The organism is Naasia sp. (assembly GCF_025465545.1).
Classification (GTDB): domain Bacteria; phylum Actinomycetota; class Actinomycetes; order Actinomycetales; family Microbacteriaceae; genus Naasia.
Map to the genome: position 1 here is coordinate 1 of NZ_JAODMK010000013.1, position 17,470 is coordinate 17,470.

Consider the following 17,470-nt stretch of genomic DNA (forward strand, 5'->3'; position numbering starts at 1 on the left):
CCCGCCGGCACCGGCAAGACCTACCTCGCCATGGCGAAGGCGGTGCAGGCGCTGCAGCGCAAGGAGGTGAGCCGGATCATCCTCACCCGTCCCGCGGTGGAGGCCGGAGAGCGGCTCGGCTACCTGCCGGGCACCCTCACCGAGAAGATCGACCCGTACCTCCGGCCGCTCTACGACGCGCTCAACGAGATGATGGATCCCGAGATCGTGCCGAAGCTCCTCGCCACCTCGACCATCGAGGTCGCCCCACTCGCCTACATGCGCGGCCGCACCCTCAACGACTCCTTCGTCGTGCTCGATGAGGCGCAGAACACCACCCCCGAGCAGATGAAGATGTTCCTCACCCGACTCGGCTTCGGCTCGAAGATGGTCGTCACCGGCGACGTGACGCAGATCGACCTGCCGGCCGGCGCGAGCGGCCTCCAGCTCGTCACGCGGGTGCTGGGGGACATCGAGGACATCCACTTCGCCCGCCTCACCAGCGCCGACGTGGTGCGGCACACCCTGGTGGGCCGCATCGTGGACGCCTACACCAGGTTCGACGCGGAGCGGCAGGCCGCCCAGTTCGAGCGCCGGCCCGACCGGGGGCACGAGCACGAGCACGGCCACGGTCGGCCTCCCGCCGACTTCCGCCCGCCGGCGAACCGTGCCGATCGCCGTGCCCAGGACGGCCACGGCGGAGGAAGGCGAACCCCGTGAGCGTCGAGCTGAACAACGAGTCCGGCATCGACGTCGACGAAGCCGCCATCCAGCGTCTCGTCACCTTCGCCCTCGACTCGCTGCACGTGCATCCCGACGCCGAGGTGGCCGTCGTCTTCGTCGACGAGGCCGCGATGGAGCAGCTGCACGTGCAGTGGATGGACGAGCCGGGTCCCACCGACGTGCTCAGCTTCCCGATGGACGAGCTGCGCCCGGGCACCGAGGAGCATGAGACGCCCGCCGGGCTGCTCGGCGACATCGTCGTCTGCCCCCAGGTCGCCCAGGGCCAGGCGGAGCAGGCCGGGCACAGTCTGCTGGACGAGATCCAGCTGCTCACCGTGCACGGCCTCCTGCACCTCCTCGGCTTCGACCACGCCGAGGCGGAGGAGGAGCAGGAGATGTTCGCGCTGCAGCGCGACATCCTCGCGAGCTTCGTGGCGGACGAGAAGAAGCGCGGCACTCGACGACGATGAGTCTCTGGCTGCTGCTCGTCGCACTCCTCCTCGTCGCGTTCGCCGGACTGCTCGCCGCGGCCGATTCGGCGATCGGCGCGCTCTCCCGGGCCGACATCCAGGACCTCGCCCTGGTCGGGCGGGCCAAGCGCTCACTGCTCGCGATCGCAGGGGAGAGCGGCGCGCACGTGAACGCCATCAGCTTCCTCCGCGTCACGTCGGAGACGACCGCGGCGGTGCTCGTGACCTTCGCGCTCGCCAACGCGATCGACGAGCTCTGGCTCGCCCTGCTCCTCGCCGCCCTCGTCATGACGGCGGTGTCGTTCGTGCTCGTCGGGTCGAGCCCTCGCAGCGTCGGACGCGCGCACGCCCGGGTCGTGCTCCGCTTCGGCGCGCCGGTCGTGCGCGGGGTGCGGGTGCTGCTCGGCCCCATCGCCGATGCCCTCGTGCTGCTCGGCAACTGGGTGACGCCCGGCCGGCCGCGATCCGCGACCTTCACCTCGGAGGAGCAGCTGCTGAGCATGGTCGACGAGGCGACCGAGCTGGACGTGCTCGAGGAGGACGACCGGGAGCTCATCCACTCGATCTTCGAATTCGGCGACACCGTGGTGCGGGAGGTGATGGTGCCGCGCACCGACATGGCGACCATCGACCGCACCGCGACGGTCGGCACCGCCATGAACCTGTTCCTCAGCCGCGGCTACTCGCGCCTGCCGGTCACCGAGGAGAACGACCCCGATGAGATCGCCGGAATCCTCCACCTGCGCGACCTGGCGCGACTGATGCACGAAGGCACCGCCGACGTCGAGAGCCGTCCGGTCGCCGGACTGATCCGGCCGGCGCTGTTCGTGCCCGAATCCAAGAAGGCGGACGACATGCTGCGGCAGATGCAGCTCGAGTCGAACCACATCGCGATGGTCGTCGACGAGTACGGCGGGATCGCGGGCCTCGTGACCCTCGAAGACATCATCGAGGAGCTCGTGGGCGACATCGCCGACGAGTACGACAAGGCCGACGGGGAGGTCGAAGACCTCGGCGGCGGGATCTACCGGGTGAGCGCGCGACTCCCCATCGACGAGCTCGGCGACCTCTTCCAGCTCGAGCTCGACGACGACGACGTCGACTCGGTCGGCGGACTGCTCACCAAGGCGCTCGGCCGCCTGCCGGTGAAGGGATCCGTCGCCCGCGTCGACGGGCTGCTCCTCACCGCCGAGCGCACCGACGGCCGCCGGCGACGGCTTCGCACCGTGCGGGTCGAACGCGACCCCGAGGCTCCGACGAGCGATGACGACGATCGTCGGGAGGACACCCGCCGGGCTGAAGAGCGGGAGGCGGAGAGCCGTCGGGCCGACGATCGGCGCACCGAGCGGCGCGAGGCTCAAGAGCGCCGCGAGGAGCGGGCGGAAGAGCGCCGCGCCGAGCGCCGGCCCCAGCCCGAGGTCACCCGATGAGCGCCTTCCGAGCCGGCTTCGTCTCCTTCGTGGGACGCCCCAACGTGGGCAAGTCCACCCTGACCAACGCGCTCGTCGGCGAGAAGGTCGCCATCACCTCCTCGAAGCCGCAGACCACCCGGCGCGCCATCCGCGGCGTCGTGCACGCGCCCGGCGGCCAGCTGATCGTGGTCGACACCCCCGGCATCCACCGCCCCCGCACCCTCCTCGGCCAGCGGCTCAACGATCTGGTCTCCTCCACGCTGTCGGATGTCGACATCGTGGCCATGTGCTTCCCCGCCGGGGACGACATCGGGCCCGGCGACCGGTTCATCAACGAGCAGCTCGACGATTACCCGAACGCCAAGAAGGTCGCGATCATCACCAAGGTCGACACCGTCCCGCGCGACCGGGTGGCCGACCAGCTCCTCGTGGTCTCCCAGCTGCGGGAGTGGGAGAGCCTCGTCCCGGTCTCCGCGGTCAACGGCACTCAGCTTGATGTCCTCGTGCAGGAGCTCCTTGCGCTGATGCCCGAGTCGCCGCCGCTGTACGGCGAGGACGCCGTCACCGACGAGACCCTCACCGAGCGGGTGGCCGAACTCGTGCGTGAAGCAGCCCTCGAGGGCGTCAGCGACGAGCTTCCCCACTCCATCGCGGTCACCATCGACGACATGATCGAGCGCGAGGACAAGGACCTCCTCGAGATCTACGCCAACCTCTTCGTCGAGCGCGACAGCCAGAAGGGCATCATCATCGGCAAGGGCGGCTCCCGCCTGAGAGACGTGGGCGTCCGGGCACGTGCCGCCATCGAGCCCCTCGTGGGCAAGCCCGTGTTCCTCTCGCTGCGCGTGAAGGTGGCCAAGGAGTGGCAGCGGGATCCGAAGCAGCTGGGCCGGCTGGGGTTCTAGCCGTCCCGGGTTCTCGCGTGGTGCGACCTCTGGGGTGACGCGACGGGCCTCGCCTCGGCGGCGCCCCCGTGGTGACCAGTGGTGGTCGTGGATGACCAGCCGCTCTTCCGCTCGGCCTGCGCAGGCTCGTCGATTCTCAGGACGACCTCGAGGTCGAGGGCGACCCGTGTGCTGCGGAGACATCGCCGGACGTGGTGCTGATGGACATCCGGATGCCGGGGGTGGACGGCATCGCGGCGACGGAGCGGATCATGGCCGAGGCGGACGCGGGAGATCGCACGCCGCCGCCGGTCCTCGTGCTCACGACCTTCGATCTCGACGAAGGCGCTGCCCGCGCCATCCGCGCCATGCCAGCGGGTTCGTGCTGAAGGATGCCGAGCCGGAGTTCCTGCTCGCCGCGATCCGCACCGTGCACGCCGGAACCGCCGTCATCGCGCCGAGCGCCACCCAGAGCCGTTCGAGCACGTCGCCGACCGGGCTCCGGTCGGCGCAACTGACACCCATCTCGCCGCCCTGAGCGACCTCGAGCGGGAGATCCTCCTCCTGGCCGCCCGGGGGCTCAGCAACGCCCAGATCGCCGCCGCGCAGTACGTGAGGAGGCGACGGTCAAGACGCGCATCTCGCGGATCCTCTCCAAGCTGTCCCTCCGGGATCGAGTGCAGCTCGTGGTCGTCGCCCCCGAGCGCCGGCTGCTCGGCTGACCGGCGCCCCGAGCCCGCTGCGGATATCGGTCCGGGCGGAGTGGAGCGCGGCGCTGCCCCGGCCCGCCCCCTAGCCTGAGCCGGAAGGAGGCGAGGGCGTGCAGGCAATCGGGTCGATCAGCGTGCTGGATGGGCCCGTCTTCCTGGCCTGCTTCCTCGTGCTGGCCGCTCTCCTCGTGCTGCTCGCGACTCCCGGCCCCGGCGTCCGCCGCCCCTCTCAGCGGCACCTCGCCACGGTCGCCGTCGGAGCCGTCGTCGGCGGTGCGGTCGGGGCGATCCTGACCTGGCTCCTCTCCGACGTGCTGAACGTGTTCGGACTGTCCCTCACCTGGGTCGTGCGCTGGGCGGACACGGTGGCCTTTGCCGCGTGGGGGATGGCGCTCGTCAACCTGGTCCGCACCCGCTGGTGGCGGAAGATGGTGGCCGTCGCGACGGCCGCCCTCACCCTGTTCTGCCTCGGACTCGTCTTCAACCTCGACTTCGGCAAGTTCCCCACCTTCGGTGACGCCATCGGGCTCTCCTACACCGATGCGGCGCGCCTGCCGCCCCGTGCGGCCCAGTTGCCCGCCCTTGCGGACTGGCAGCCGCCCGCGCAGATTCCCGCGACGGGCCGGGTGGGGCATCTGCCCATCCCGGCGCCGGTCTCGGGCTTCCCCGCCCGCGAGGCGTACGTGTACCTGCCGCCGGCCGCGCTCGTCGCCGATCCTCCGGCCCTACCGGTGGTCGTGGTGCTCGGGGGTCAGCCGGGGGAGCCTGCCGACCTCTTCCGAGCGGGACGCCTCGATGTGCTGCTCGACCGGATCGCGGCCGCGCACAGCGGGGTGGCGCCCATCGTGGTGGTGCCGGACCAGCTGGCGGATCCCTCGGCCAATCCGATGTGCGTCGACGGTCCCGCCGGCGCGTCCGAGACCTATCTCACCGTCGACGTGCCCGCCTGGATCCGGGCACACCTCGGGGTCACCGCGGACCGCACGGGCTGGACGATCGCCGGGTTCTCCCAGGGGGGAACCTGCGCCATCCAACTGGGTGCCGGGCATCCGGAGCTGTTCGGCTCCGTCATCGACGTGTCGGGGGAGGAGGCGCCGTCCCTGGGCGGCCGGACGGTGACGATCGACCAGGGGTTCGGGGGCGACGAGGCGGCCTACCTCGCGGCGACGCCCGCCGGCCTGCTCGCCGCGCACGCCCCATATCCGGACAGCTGGGCGCTCTTCGCGGCCGGTGAGGCCGACAGCGCGTACTCTGCATCAATGCGGGCGGTGGCCGCCCGGGCCGCCAGCGCCGGCATGAGGGTCGAAATCGACGTCTCCCCCGGGACCGGGCATGACTGGAACACGGCACGCTACGGGCTGCAGAGCGGGTTCACCCGGCTGCTGCAGCGATGGGGGATTCCAGGATGAGGCGAGTACGGCAGGAGTTCGCGCGCCATCCGGTCACGCTCGTCCTGCTGCTCACCTTCGCCGGCCTGGCGCTCGCCACCTCTCCGCTGCGGATGCTCGCCGAGGACGAGTTCCGCGTCCTGCTGGGCATGGGGATCGCCCCGCTGCGGGAGGCCGACAACCTCTGGTCCTTGCTCACCTTCGGCCTGTTCGCCGACTCCCCGGCCGAGCTGGCGCTCGCGCTGCTGATGCTCGTCGCCTGCGTGGGGATCGGCGAGCGTCTGATGGGACGGTGGCGCACCGCAGTCGCGTTCGTGGCGACCCCTGCTCTCGGCGCGCTCGCCACGATCGGTCTCGAGGCCGGCGGCGTGCTCGGCCTGGGGGAGTGGGACGACGGGCTGCCGATCTTCGACCCGTTCGCACCCCTCGTCGGCGTGGTCCTCACCGCGAGTGCTTACGCGAACCCCCTCTGGCGCAGGCGGATCCGGATTCTCGGCTTCACCGCGCTGCTCGTGATGATCCTCTACTCGGGGACCACCCTCGACCTCGTCCGCCTGCTCAGCGCGCTCGCCGGCCTCGTGCTCGGCACCGTGATCGTGCCGGCCAGGCGCCGGGTGCTCCGCTGGGTGCGCAGCTCGCAGCACGAGGCGCGAACCCTGCTGTCCGCGCTCCTGATCGTGATCGCCGCCGGACCCCTCGTTGCCGTCGCCGGGCTCCCGTGGGGGCTCCAGCCCCTCGGGCCGCTCTTCCGCAGCGGTGCGGCGAGCGGGGCAGACGCGTCGTGCCCGGATCGCCTGGCGGTCACCGCGTCCTGCCTCACGGAGCTGTCCAGGACCCGCTTCGACGGGCTCGGGCCGGTGCTGCTGTCGATCCTCCCGCTGCTCGTGCTCGGCGTCGCCGCCTACGGACTGCTGAGGGGCAGGCGGATCGCCGCCTGGCTGGCCATCGTGCTCAATCTGCTCTTCTCGGCCGTGTCGGCCCTGTACTTCCTGCTGCTGCCCGCCTTCCCCGACGCAGCGGAGCTTCCCCGCGCAGAGGCCGCCGCGGCCACCCTGCCCGTCGCCCTGGCGATCGTGCATCCCCTCGTCATCGCGGGGATCCTCGTGGCCTCGCTGACGCACTTCCCGGTGAAGCCGAGCCGGCGGTCGGCGCGCCGGTACGGGATCACGGTGGCGGCCGCCGCGGTCGGCTCCGGGGTGCTCTACCTCGCGGGCGGCTGGCTGCTCCGGGACCAGTTCGAGCCGCCCGTGACCCTGCTCGACCTGGCGCTCGACCTTCCCGAGCGGTACCTGCCCACGAGCTTCCTCTCCCTGCGCGTCCCCGACGTCCTGCCCTCCGGCGCAGCCGCCGAGATGCTCTACGCGGGCGTCGGCCCGCTCTTCTGGGCCGTGCTGCTCGCGGCAAGCGCCGTCGCGGTGCTGAAGGGCGGCGGACGCGCCAAGGCCAGCGACTTGGACCGGGTGCGCGCGCTGCTGCACCAGGAGGGCATCGGGTCCCTCTCGCACATGGCCACCTGGCAGAACCACGAGTACTGGTTCACGAGCGACGGGCGGGCGGCAGTCGCCTACCGTCGGGTCGCCGGGGCGGCGATCACGACCGGTGGACCCATCGGCCCGGACTGCCACAACGCGGAGGCGGTGCTCGGCTTCGCGCGCTTCTGCGACCTGCAGGGCTGGGCGCCGATCTTCTACGGCATCCCGGAGGAGCTCCGGAGCCGCCTGGATCGCTCGGGCTGGTCCACCGCGGGGATCGGCGGGGACGCGGTCCTCGACCCGGCGCGCTTCAGCCTGAGGGGGAAGCGGTTCCAGGACGTGCGGACGTCGCTCAACCGGGCGGCCAAGCTGGGAGTGACGACGGAGTGGACTTCCTGGGAGCGGCTGAGCCTGGCCGCGCGGACCCAGATCGAGGTGATCTCCGAGGAGTGGGTGGCGGCACGCAACCTGCCCGAGATGGGTTTCACCCTCGGCGGCGTCGACGAGCTGCGGGACCCCGAGGTGGGCCTGCTGCTCGCCGTCTCGCCCACCGGGCGGATCGAGGCGGTGACGAGCTGGCTGCCCACCTACCGCTCCGGCGCGCTGGTCGGCTGGACGCTCGACGTCATGCGGCGTCGCGGGGACAGCATGAACGGCGTCGTCGAGGTGCTCATCGCTCGCACGATGCAGCTCGCCGCAGAACGCGAGCTCGAGTTCGTGAGCCTCTCGGCCGCGCCCCTCGCCGGCGTCGAGGCCGCCTCCGACGCCGACCTCACCGCGCAGGTGCTCGGCTTCCTCGGGCGGCGGCTGGACGCGCTCTACGGCTTCCGGTCGCTGCTGGCGTTCAAGAGCAAGTTCCGGCCCGAGTTCCGTCCGCTCTATCTGGCCTACCCGGACGCCGCGCTCCTGCCCGCCGTCGGGATCGCCATCGCGAGGGCCTATCTGCCGAGGGTGAGCGTGCGCCAGGCCGTCGTGCTGATCCGCTCGCTGCTCTTCGCGCCGCAGCCCACGACGCCCTCACGGGAGAAGGTCCCCGCCCTCTAGGCGGCCCGTGACCGGACGCTGAGAAGGGCGGATGCGCGAGGCGCTCGCGATGGAGCAGGAGCCGGCGGGGCCGTCCGTACGGACTCGCCGGTCCTGCGGAGGCGGTCGCCGAGAAGAAGGCCGAGCTGCTGAGCCGGGCCGGCCTCGGCCTGCGGGAGCGGATCAAGGTCACCCTGCTGTGGGTCGGGTCGCTCGTGTTCTTCTCCTGCCTCGTGCCGCAGCGGTTCGTGCCGATCCTGACCCCGTGAGCCCCAGCCGGCGAAGCAGCTGCCCGTGAGCGGCTTGTCGTCGGTCGCACTGAGCATGCTCAGAAGAGGTAGGACGTGGTGTCGCCGGGGCAGGTCGGATACATCCTGCTCGCGTCGATCACGACATGATCACGCCGCCATGCGGCCGATGCCACCGGCGTCGCCGGTGCGGGGCGATTGGGCCCGTGGTAGCCTGTGTGGGTGATTCTCGGCGGCCTCCTCCTTCTTAGTCGCCGCGACGGGTCCTAGTTCCCAGGCCTTCCCCGTCGCGGAGTTCACGAGCGCCTGAACAGGACCGGAACACCCCGCCAGGAGAAGAAGACCAGTGAAGAACACCCAGAAGCCCTCGTCGATGCCCGTGCATCGCTACCGTCCGTACTCGGAGCAGTTCCGGGTGGAGCTGCCCGACCGCACATGGCCGAGCAGGACCATCACGGTCGCTCCCCGCTGGTGCGCCGTGGACCTCCGCGACGGCAACCAGGCGCTCATCGATCCGATGAGCCCTGAGCGCAAGCGCATCATGTTCGACCTCCTCGTCCGCATGGGCTACAAGGAGATCGAGGTCGGCTTCCCCTCGGCGAGCCAGACCGACTTCGACTTCGTGCGCCAGCTCATCGAGGAGGGCGCCATCCCCGATGACGTCACGATCCAGGTGCTCACCCAGGCGCGGGAGCACCTCATCCGCCGCACCTACGAGTCGCTCGTCGGTGCCAAGCAGGCCATCGTGCACCTCTACAACTCCACCAGCGTGCTGCAGAGGGACGTCGTGTTCCGCAGCGGCAAGCAGGGGATCGTGGACATCGCCCTGGAGGGCGCGCGGCTCTGCCGGCAGATGGAGAGCACGGTGCCGGGCACCGACATCTACTACGAGTACTCGCCGGAGAGCTACACCGGCACGGAGCTCGAGTTCGCCGTCGACGTCTGCAACCAGGTGCTCGCGATCTTCGAGCCGACGCCGGATCGCAAGGTGATCATCAACCTGCCGGCCACCGTGGAGATGGCGACCCCCAACGTCTACGCCGACTCGATCGAGTGGATGGGCCGCCACCTGGCGCACCGCGAGAACGTGATCCTCTCGCTGCACCCGCACAACGACCGCGGGACGGCGATCGCGGCCGCGGAGCTCGGCTACCTCGCCGGCGCCGACCGGATCGAGGGCTGCCTGTTCGGCAACGGCGAGCGGACCGGCAACGTCGACCTGGTGGCGCTCGGCATCAACCTGTTCACCCAGGGGGTCGACCCGCAGATCGACTTCTCGGACCTGGACGGCATCCGCCGCACCGCGGAGCACTGCAACCAGCTTCGGGTGCCCGAGCGCAGCCCGTGGGCGGGCGACCTCGTCTACACGGCGTTCAGTGGCAGCCACCAGGACGCCATCAAGAAGGGCTTCGAGGCCATGGCCGTCGAGGCGAAGGCGCAGGGCAAGGCCGTCGAAGAGCTGGAGTGGGCGGTGCCGTACCTGCCGGTCGACCCCAAGGATCTCGGGCGCAGCTACGAGGCCGTCATCCGCGTCAACTCCCAGTCGGGCAAGGGAGGCGTGGCCTACCTGCTCAAGGCGGACCACGCGCTGGACCTGCCGCGACGACTGCAGATCGAGTTCTCCGGCGTCGTGCAGGCCCGCACCGACGCGGAGGGCGGCGAGGTGACGAGCGACGAGATCTGGGCGATCTTCCAGGACGAGTACCTGCCCGCCCGTCGGGACGCCGACAAGTGGGGCCGGTTCGAGCTGCAGAGCACCCGCACTGCCAGCGACATGACCGGTTCGGTCACCCTGCAGGCCAAGCTCCGGGTCTCCGACGACGTGCTCGACGTCGAGGGCACCGGCAACGGCCCGATCGCCGCATTCCTCGACGTGCTCGCCGACCAGGGCGTGCAGGTGCAGCTCTACGACTACGTCGAGCACGCCCTCTCGGCGAGCGGCGACGCGCTCGCCGCGTCCTACGTGGAGCTCGAGGTGAACGGCCGCCGCCTGTGGGGCGTGGGCATCGACGCCGACAGCTCCACCGCCTCGCTCAAGGCCATCGTGTCGAGCGTCAACCGCGCGATCCGCGCGGAGGTGGGCGACCAGGTCGACCTCGCCTTCGTCTGAGTGCCCGTTCCGGCGCGAAGTGCCCATTACATGGGGCACTTCGCGCCGGAACGGGCACCTCAGTCGCGCGGCGGGAAGGGATGCGGTCAGCCGCGGCGGCGGCGCAGCGGGCGCTGCTCGGGAAGGCTCCAGCCGAAGCGGACCGCCAGCAGGCGGATCAGGACGGTGACCACCACGCAGACCGCGGCGGCGCCCTCGATGGGCATGCCGAAGCGCAGGAACACCGCGAGGACGACGGTGCCCGCGCCCGCCGCCACCGCGTAGAGCGAGCCGACGTGCATGAGTGCGATGGGCAGATTCAGCAGCAGGTCGCGGAGCACCGAGCCGCCCACGGCCGACACCACGCCGACGAATACGGCGGGTACGACCGGCAGTCCCGCAGCGAGCGCCTTCGAGGTGCCGATGGCCCCGAATAGGCCGATGGTCAGGGCGTCCAGTGCGGTGACGAGCCCGTCCAGGCGTCGGAAGACCTGCTGCAGGAGCATGCCGACCAGTGCTGCCGCCACGGCGGTGGGCAGGTACCAGTTGGTCTGCAGCGCGACCGGGGTCTCGGACATGAAGAGGTCCCGCAGGAGTCCGCCGCCGAGCCCGGACGCGACGCCGATGATGGCGACGCCGAGGAGATCGAGGCGCCGGTCCCGGAAGCCGGCTGCGAAGGCGGCACCCTGCACGCCGCCGACGGCGACGGCAGCGAGGTCTGCCCAGAGCGGGATGATGAAGGGCGTGGCCACTCCCGAATTCTCCCGCATACCGCCGGGCCGCGGCCCGCGCGCCAGTCGGCTCCTCGCCGTATCGAGAGTCGACATTCCCGGGAAGGGGTTGGCGTGTGTTCGCGGCGTCGGGCAGTCTGGACCAATGGCACTCATGACATCGACTCTCGACTCGGTCATCGTGGTCTGGCACGTCGCGGTCAACGCCGGCGATGCGGACGCGGCTGCGTCGGCCTGCACGGAGGATGTCGTGATGCGCGGCCCCCAGGGCACCGCTCACGGCCGGGACGAGATGCGGACGTGGGTCGGGGCGGCCGGCATCCGGCTGATGCCCAAGGAGGCCTACGACGTGCCGGGCGGCATCGTCGTGGCTCAGGAGGCCACCTGGCCGGGCCGGGAGGACTTCGACGCGAACGGAACGCCCGCCAAGCTCTACACGAGCTTCGGCCTGCGCGACGGGTCGATCTGCGGCGTCTACCTCTTCGACAGCCTCGAGGAGGCGCGGGCCTACCCGATGGCGGCCTGACCGCTCAGGGCTGCAGCTGCAGCGTGGCGAGGGCGTGCGACCAGTCCGCCCGGTCCTCCTCCGTGAGGAACACGCCGGTGAGCACGATCCGCACCGATCCTCCGGCATCGGTCGCGGCGATCACGGCGTACTCCGAGCCCGCGTCGCCGCACTCCGTGTAGAAGGCGTACTTGCCGGTGAGGCCGTTCTCGGCGTAATCGTCGGTCTGCTGCAGGACGCACACCTTCTCGGCCTCAAGAGAGGCGTTGTTCAGCAGATTGTCGACCGTGTACGAGGAGTGGGCGGTCGCCGAGGCACGAAGATCCACCCCGGCTTCCGACCAGCCGGAGGAGAACGCGTCGAGGTCGGCCGCCGCAGCGAGCGCGTCGAACTTCGCGCCGTAGGAGTCCTCGAAGGGCGCCCCGTCGAGCTCCGACCAGCGGGTGGGCAGCTCAACCGTGATCGAGCCGGAGTCATTCGACACCTCCGTGTAGGCGCTGTCGGCCGCCGTCTCCGGTGAGGCGGAAGGGGCGGCCGACGAGGGGGCGGCGAGTGGCGTTGCCACGCCTGATGGCTTCGCTCCCGGTGCGCATCCTGCCAATGCCGCCGCGATCGCGCAGGCGATCGCCACGTTGGCGGCTCGGACAAGGGTCTTCTGCTGCGACACTGCAACTCCTCGAACCCCCGCCGGCCGACACCTCGGACGGCCCCCAGAGCGAGGGAATACCGCACCCTAGCGCGATACTTGACGGATGCCGGTCTACCGCGACGAAGCCATCGTGCTTCGCACCCACAAGCTGGGTGAAGCGGACCGCATCGTCACGATGCTGTCCCGGCAGCACGGCAAGATCCGTGCGGTGGCCCGGGGCGTGCGGAAGACCTCGTCCAAGTTCGGCGCCCGGCTGGAGCCCTTCATGCTCGTCGACGTGCAGCTCCACGAGGGGCGCACCCTCGACGTGATCACCCAAGCGGAATCCCTCGCCTCCTATGGGGCCATCATCGCCGCCGACTACGCCGCGTACACTGCCGCGAACGCGATGGTGGAGACGGCTGACAAGCTGACCGAGGGGGAGGGATCGCTGCAGCAGTACCTGCTGCTCGTCGGCGCCCTCCGCTCGCTGTCCAGGAGCGAGCACGGCGCGGGGCCCACCCTCGACTCCTACCTGCTCCGCGCCCTCTCCATCGCAGGCTGGGCGCCGAGCTTCGACGACTGCGCCGTCACCGGCGCCCCCGGGCCGCACACCGTGTTCGTGGTGCAGCTCGGCGGAGTCGTGGCCGACGCGGTCGCCCCGCCGGGGTCGCCCCGCCTGCAGCGCTCGGTCATCGAGCTGCTCGGCGCGCTCCTCTCCGGCGACTGGGCGGCGGCAGACGCGGCGGACGAGCGCACCCAGGCGCAGGCGAGCGGAGTGGTCGCCGCCTACGTGCAGTGGCACCTCGAGCGGGGCCTGCGATCCCTTCAGCACGTGGACCGCACCGCCACCGACCGACCTGCCAACGCCGGAGCCGGAGCCTGATGCCCAAGCCCACCACGCACCGCGACGCGGTGCCCTACCGACCGGTCGACTGGACCGGCCAGCAGCCGCCTGCCCTGCCCGCGGGCGCCGTTCCCCGGCATGTCGCCGTCGTGATGGACGGCAATGGCCGCTGGGCGAACGCCCGGGGGCTGCCGCGGGTCGAGGGCCACAAGGCGGGGGAGACGGCGCTCCTCGACGTGGTGGCGGGCGCCATCCAGATCGGGGTGACGCACCTCAGCGTGTATGCGTTCTCCACCGAGAACTGGCGGCGCTCACCCGACGAGGTGCGCTTCCTGATGGGCTTCAACCGCGAGGTGCTGCACCGGCGGCGGGATCAGCTCAACGAGTGGGGCGTGCGCATCCGCTGGGCCGGGCGCAAACCGCGGCTGTGGGGCTCCGTGATCAACGAGCTGCAGTTCGCCGAGCGCCTGACCGCCGGCAACGACGTGCTCACCCTCACCATGTGCGTCAACTACGGCGGCCGGACCGAGATCGCGGACGCGGTGCGGGGAATCGCCGAGGATGTCGCCGCCGGGACCCTCCGTCCGTCCGCGGTCACCGAGAAGCTCCTCGCCCGCCGGCTCTACGTGCCTGAGCTGCCGGACGTCGACCTCTTCGTGCGCAGCAGCGGGGAGCAGCGCACCAGCAACTTCCTGCTGTGGCAGTCGGCCTACGCCGAGCTCGTCTTCCTGCACACCCTCTGGCCGGACTTCACGCGAACCGACCTGTGGCACGCCATCGAGCAGTACGCCGACCGGGACCGCCGCTTCGGGGGCGCGACGGACGCGCCGACCGGCTGAGACCGGGCCGCGGGATCCCCGGTCCGCCCTCCGATCGCGGCGGTACCGCCCGGGGAGGGTGAGCGGGAGGGTGAGCGCATGCCGTCCGCCTCTCTCGCCGCCGCCATCGACAGCTTCACCCACCACCGCGACCACCTCGCGGTCGCGTCGACCGGCCTCCCACGAGGCAGACGGTCGCCGCGCGCACCGCAGACCTGGCCGCGTGGTGGGCCGCGGACCGCGACCCCCAGGGCTACGACCCGGTGATCGAGCGGACCCGGGCCGCCTACGCCCGCCTCGTCGGCGTGCCGGCCGGCGCCGCCGCCATCGGCTCCCAGGCGTCGGTGCAGACCAGCCTGATCGAGGCAGTCGTTCCCGCCGGCGCGGAGGTGCTCGTCCCCGCGAGAGCGGTCTTGCTCACCCCGTCACCCGGCGATCAGGATCCGCTGCGGCCGGACGGGGAGCGGGTCCCCGGCGCGCAGCATGCCGTCAGGCTAGCTCTCGGCCCCGGATAGACTCGGGGCCGCACCCGGCCGGGCACCCAGTCCGGCCAGATCCTGGAGTTCTCACGTGGCAGCCTCTCGTCTCGATTCCGTCATCGCGCTCGCCAAGCGGCGCGGGTTCGTCTTCCAGGCGGGAGAGATCTACGGCGGAACGCGCTCCTCCTGGGACTACGGCCCCCTCGGAGTCGAGCTCAAGGAGAACATCAAGCGCCAGTGGTGGCGCTCGGTGGTGCGGGGCCGCGAGGACGTGGTGGGCCTCGACAGCAGCGTGATCCTGCCCCGTCAGGTGTGGGAGGCGTCCGGGCACGTCGAGGTGTTCAGCGACCCGCTCGTCGAGTCCCTGCACACGCACAAGCGATACCGTGCCGACCACCTGCTGGAGGCGTACGAGGCCAAGCACGGTCGCCCGCCCGAGAACGGCCTCGCGGACATCCGCGACCCGGAGACCGGCCAGCCGGGCGCCTGGACCGAGCCCAGGCCCTTCTCCGGGCTCCTCAAGACGTTCCTGGGTCCCGTCGACGACGACCAGGGCATGCACTACCTGCGCCCGGAGACCGCGCAGGGCATCTTCGTCAACTTCGCCAACGTGCTCAACTCGGCGCGGATGAAGCCGCCGTTCGGCATCGGCCAGATCGGCAAGAGCTTCCGCAACGAGATCACGCCGGGCAACTTCATCTTCCGCACCCGCGAATTCGAGCAGATGGAGATGGAGTTCTTCGTCGAGCCGGGCACGGACGAGGAGTGGCACCAGTTCTGGATCGACGAGCGACTCCGCTGGTACGTCGACCTCGGCATCAACCCCGACAACCTGCGGCTCTACGAGCACGCCAAGGAGAAGCTGTCGCACTACTCCAAGCGGACCGTGGACATCGAGTACCGATTCGGCTTCCAGGGCGGCGAGTTCGGCGAGCTCGAGGGCATCGCGAACCGGACCGACTACGACCTGACCACCCACTCCAAGCATTCGGGCACCGACCTCAGCTATTTCGATCAGACGAAGAACGAGCGCTGGGTCCCGTATGTGATCGAGCCGGCCGCCGGGCTGACGCGCAGCCTGATGGCGTTCCTGGTCGACGCGTTCTCCGAGGACGAGGCGCCCAACACCAAGGGCGGCGTGGACAAGCGCACCGTCCTGCGCCTCGATCCGCGCCTTTCGCCGGTCAAGGCCGCGGTGCTGCCGCTGTCCCGCAACGAGCAGCTGTCGCCGGTCGCGAAGGCGCTCGCCGCTGACCTGCGCCGCGACTGGAACGTGGAGTTCGACGACGCCGGCGCCATCGGCCGCCGGTACCGCCGGCAGGATGAGATCGGCACCCCGTTCTGCATCACCGTGGACTTCGACTCCCTCGAGGACAACGCGGCGACCGTGCGGGAGCGCGACTCCATGAGCCAGGAGCGGGTCTCCATCGACCGCCTGCACGGCTACCTGGCCGAGCGCCTCACCGGCTGCTGAGACCCCGCGCCGGACGCGGCGCGCCGCCCGGTGGCCGCGCGCGTCCTCGCTACGCTGACGCCATTCCCATCGACGAAGACGAGGTGCGATGAACGACATGCCCGCCACGGACCAGCCGGCCGCTGCCGGCCACCAGGTCAGTCGCGCACTGGATGAGGGATCGCTCGACTACTGACGTCCGGGAATGACCGGCGGGGTGCAGAAGTTGCCTTGATCATGAGCATTCCCGTGAAGGTCGACATCTGGTCGGACATCGCCTGCCCCTGGTGCTACATCGGCAAGCGCAAGTTCGAGGAGGGCGTGCTCCGCTTCGGCGGCGACGTCGAGGTGGAGTACCACAGCTTCGAGCTGTCTCCTGACACCCCCGTCGACTTCGAGGGCAGCGCCGCCGACTATCTCGCCGGCCACAAGGGCCTGCCCCGCGAACGCGCCCAGCAGATGATCGACTCCGTGATCGGGGTCGCCGCCCAAGTCGACCTCGACTACGACTACGAGGCGCTGCAGCACACCAACACCGTGAAGGCGCACCAGCTGGTGCACTACGCGAAGGCGGTCGGCCGGCAGGTCGAGATGAAGGAGCGGCTGCTCCGCGCCTACTTCGTGGAGGGGCGTCACGTCGGACGCGTCGAGGACCTCGCCGACCTGGCCGAGGAGCTCGGCTTCGACCGGGCCGATGTGCTGGCCGCGCTCGAGACCGACCGGTTCCTGGCGGACGTTCGTGCCGACCAGGCGCAGGCCGTGGCCTATGGGATCAACGGCGTCCCGTTCTTCGTGCTGGAGGGCAAGTACGGCATCTCCGGCGCCCAGGACCCCGCGGTCTTCGCCGGAGCGCTCGAGCAGGTCGCCGCCGAGCGGGTCGAGTCGTGACCGCGTCCGCGTCCGTGTCCGTGTCCGCGTCCGCGTCCGTGGAGTCGACGGTTCCGCTCGTCGTCGCGCCCTCGCTGACGCTGCTCGGCGTCGCCGGCGCGGCGGTCTGCATCGACGATGTCTGCGAGATTCGGGCCGACTGAGCGACACCGAGTGCGCCTCGAGGCACCGAGCGCACGCCGTGCCCGGGTAGCGCTCGGCGTCTCGGGGCGCGCCGGGTGTTTCGGGGCGCGCTCGGTGCGTTGCCGCGGTGGAGTGCAGGTCAGTCGCTGATGTCGGCGAGTGTCGCGTCGAGGGCGCGGACCAGGGCGTCGGCATCCACGAAGAGGCTGAGGCCGTGCTCGCCGCCGCCCATCGCCACGCGGCGGCCCGAGATCCGCTCGTCGGCGTAGACGGGCCAGGCCGTGGTGCTGCCCAGCGGCGTGATCGTGCCCCGCTGGTATCCGGTGGCCTCGAACGCCTGGGCGGCGTCGGGCAGCTGCAGCTTGTTCACCCCGACCACGGCCCGCAGCTTGGACCAGGCGATCTGCCGGTCGCCTGGCACGAGGGCGAACAGGAAGGTGCCGTCCTTGCGCTTCACCACGAGCGACTTGACGATGTCGCTCGGCGCGATGCCCAGCAGCTCCGCCGCCTGCTCGAGCGACTCGGCCGCCGGCCGGGTCACGACCTCGACGGCGAGGCCGAGCTCACGCGCCGCCTTCTCCACCCGCTCCCGCGTCATGC

17 protein-coding genes and 1 pseudogene are annotated in these 17,470 nt (G+C 71.0%); 15 read left to right on the forward strand and 3 right to left on the reverse strand.

Annotated elements, in window-relative coordinates; translation table 11 throughout:
• From JWR33_RS03750 to leuA, 8 genes and pseudogenes are all read left to right on the forward strand, one after another.
• Positions 1 to 699, forward strand: a 699-nt coding sequence (locus JWR33_RS03750; protein ID WP_297409593.1) for a PhoH family protein, incomplete at its 5' end; no start/stop codon positions are given.
• Positions 696 to 1,172 (forward strand): rRNA maturation RNase YbeY, encoded by a 477-nt coding sequence (gene ybeY / locus JWR33_RS03755; protein WP_297409595.1) that lies wholly within the window; start codon positions 696 to 698, stop codon positions 1,170 to 1,172. The genes JWR33_RS03750 and ybeY, both read left to right, overlap by 4 nt.
• Positions 1,169 to 2,602, forward strand: a complete 1,434-nt coding sequence (locus JWR33_RS03760) for a hemolysin family protein (RefSeq protein ID WP_297409596.1) — start codon at positions 1,169 to 1,171, stop codon at positions 2,600 to 2,602. Before ybeY ends, JWR33_RS03760 begins: the two co-directional genes overlap by 4 nt.
• Complete coding sequence (era, locus tag JWR33_RS03765) at positions 2,599 to 3,489, forward strand: GTPase Era (protein WP_297409597.1); 891 nt, start codon at positions 2,599 to 2,601, stop codon at positions 3,487 to 3,489. The genes JWR33_RS03760 and era overlap by 4 nt, the downstream gene beginning before the upstream one ends.
• A 78-nt stretch (positions 3,490 to 3,567) precedes the next feature.
• Positions 3,568 to 4,190, forward strand: a pseudogene (locus tag JWR33_RS03770) (response regulator transcription factor).
• Positions 4,191 to 4,288: 98 nt separating this feature from the next.
• Positions 4,289 to 5,587: an alpha/beta hydrolase-fold protein gene (locus JWR33_RS03775; RefSeq protein ID WP_297409600.1), complete on the forward strand. Its 1,299-nt coding sequence runs from the start codon at positions 4,289 to 4,291 to the stop codon at positions 5,585 to 5,587.
• On the forward strand, positions 5,584 to 8,082 hold the full coding sequence (locus tag JWR33_RS03780; protein ID WP_297409602.1) for a DUF2156 domain-containing protein: 2,499 nt from the start codon (positions 5,584 to 5,586) through the stop codon (positions 8,080 to 8,082). Before JWR33_RS03775 ends, JWR33_RS03780 begins: the two co-directional genes overlap by 4 nt.
• 573 nt (positions 8,083 to 8,655) lie before the next feature.
• Entirely contained in the window at positions 8,656 to 10,419 is a 1,764-nt protein-coding gene (leuA, locus tag JWR33_RS03785) for a 2-isopropylmalate synthase (RefSeq protein ID WP_297409604.1), read from the forward strand.
• A gap of 86 nt (positions 10,420 to 10,505) precedes the next feature.
• Here the strand turns inward: leuA and JWR33_RS03790 are convergent, their stop codons facing one another.
• Entirely contained in the window at positions 10,506 to 11,150 is a 645-nt protein-coding gene (locus JWR33_RS03790) for a TRIC cation channel family protein (protein ID WP_297409606.1), read from the reverse strand.
• Positions 11,151 to 11,274: 124 nt separating this feature from the next.
• Here JWR33_RS03790 and JWR33_RS03795 point away from each other — a divergent pair, with 124 nt between their 5' ends.
• Positions 11,275 to 11,655 (forward strand): nuclear transport factor 2 family protein, encoded by a 381-nt coding sequence (locus tag JWR33_RS03795; protein WP_297409608.1) that lies wholly within the window; start codon positions 11,275 to 11,277, stop codon positions 11,653 to 11,655.
• Positions 11,656 to 11,659: 4 nt separating this feature from the next.
• On the opposite strand, the gene JWR33_RS03800 is transcribed toward JWR33_RS03795, so the two are convergent.
• Entirely contained in the window at positions 11,660 to 12,301 is a 642-nt protein-coding gene (locus tag JWR33_RS03800; protein ID WP_297409609.1) for a hypothetical protein, read from the reverse strand.
• 85 nt (positions 12,302 to 12,386) lie between these two features.
• Here JWR33_RS03800 and recO point away from each other — a divergent pair, with 85 nt between their 5' ends.
• The 6 genes from recO to JWR33_RS03830 all read left to right on the forward strand — a co-directional run bounded on the left by recO (position 12,387) and on the right by JWR33_RS03830 (position 16,890).
• Positions 12,387 to 13,148: a DNA repair protein RecO gene (gene recO, locus JWR33_RS03805; protein WP_297409611.1), complete on the forward strand. Its 762-nt coding sequence runs from the start codon at positions 12,387 to 12,389 to the stop codon at positions 13,146 to 13,148.
• Positions 13,145 to 13,948 carry an isoprenyl transferase gene (locus JWR33_RS03810; protein WP_297409652.1) on the forward strand — a complete coding sequence of 268 codons (804 nt, stop codon included), beginning with the start codon at positions 13,145 to 13,147 and terminating at the stop codon, positions 13,946 to 13,948. Before recO ends, JWR33_RS03810 begins: the two co-directional genes overlap by 4 nt.
• A gap of 242 nt (positions 13,949 to 14,190) precedes the next feature.
• Positions 14,191 to 14,442 carry a hypothetical protein gene (locus JWR33_RS03815; protein ID WP_297409613.1) on the forward strand — a complete coding sequence of 84 codons (252 nt, stop codon included), beginning with the start codon at positions 14,191 to 14,193 and terminating at the stop codon, positions 14,440 to 14,442.
• A 55-nt stretch (positions 14,443 to 14,497) separates the two neighbouring features.
• Positions 14,498 to 15,880, forward strand: a complete 1,383-nt coding sequence (locus JWR33_RS03820) for a glycine--tRNA ligase (protein WP_297409615.1) — start codon at positions 14,498 to 14,500, stop codon at positions 15,878 to 15,880.
• A 216-nt stretch (positions 15,881 to 16,096) separates the two neighbouring features.
• Positions 16,097 to 16,747, forward strand: a complete 651-nt coding sequence (locus JWR33_RS03825; RefSeq protein WP_297409617.1) for a DsbA family oxidoreductase — start codon at positions 16,097 to 16,099, stop codon at positions 16,745 to 16,747.
• Positions 16,744 to 16,890: a hypothetical protein gene (locus JWR33_RS03830; protein ID WP_297409619.1), complete on the forward strand. Its 147-nt coding sequence runs from the start codon at positions 16,744 to 16,746 to the stop codon at positions 16,888 to 16,890. Before JWR33_RS03825 ends, JWR33_RS03830 begins: the two co-directional genes overlap by 4 nt.
• Positions 16,891 to 17,009: 119 nt before the next feature.
• Here JWR33_RS03830 and JWR33_RS03835 read toward each other — a convergent pair whose 3' ends face one another.
• On the reverse strand, positions 17,010 to 17,468 hold the full coding sequence (locus tag JWR33_RS03835) for a YbaK/EbsC family protein (RefSeq protein WP_297409620.1): 459 nt from the start codon (positions 17,466 to 17,468) through the stop codon (positions 17,010 to 17,012).
• Positions 17,469 to 17,470 lie beyond the last annotated feature (2 nt).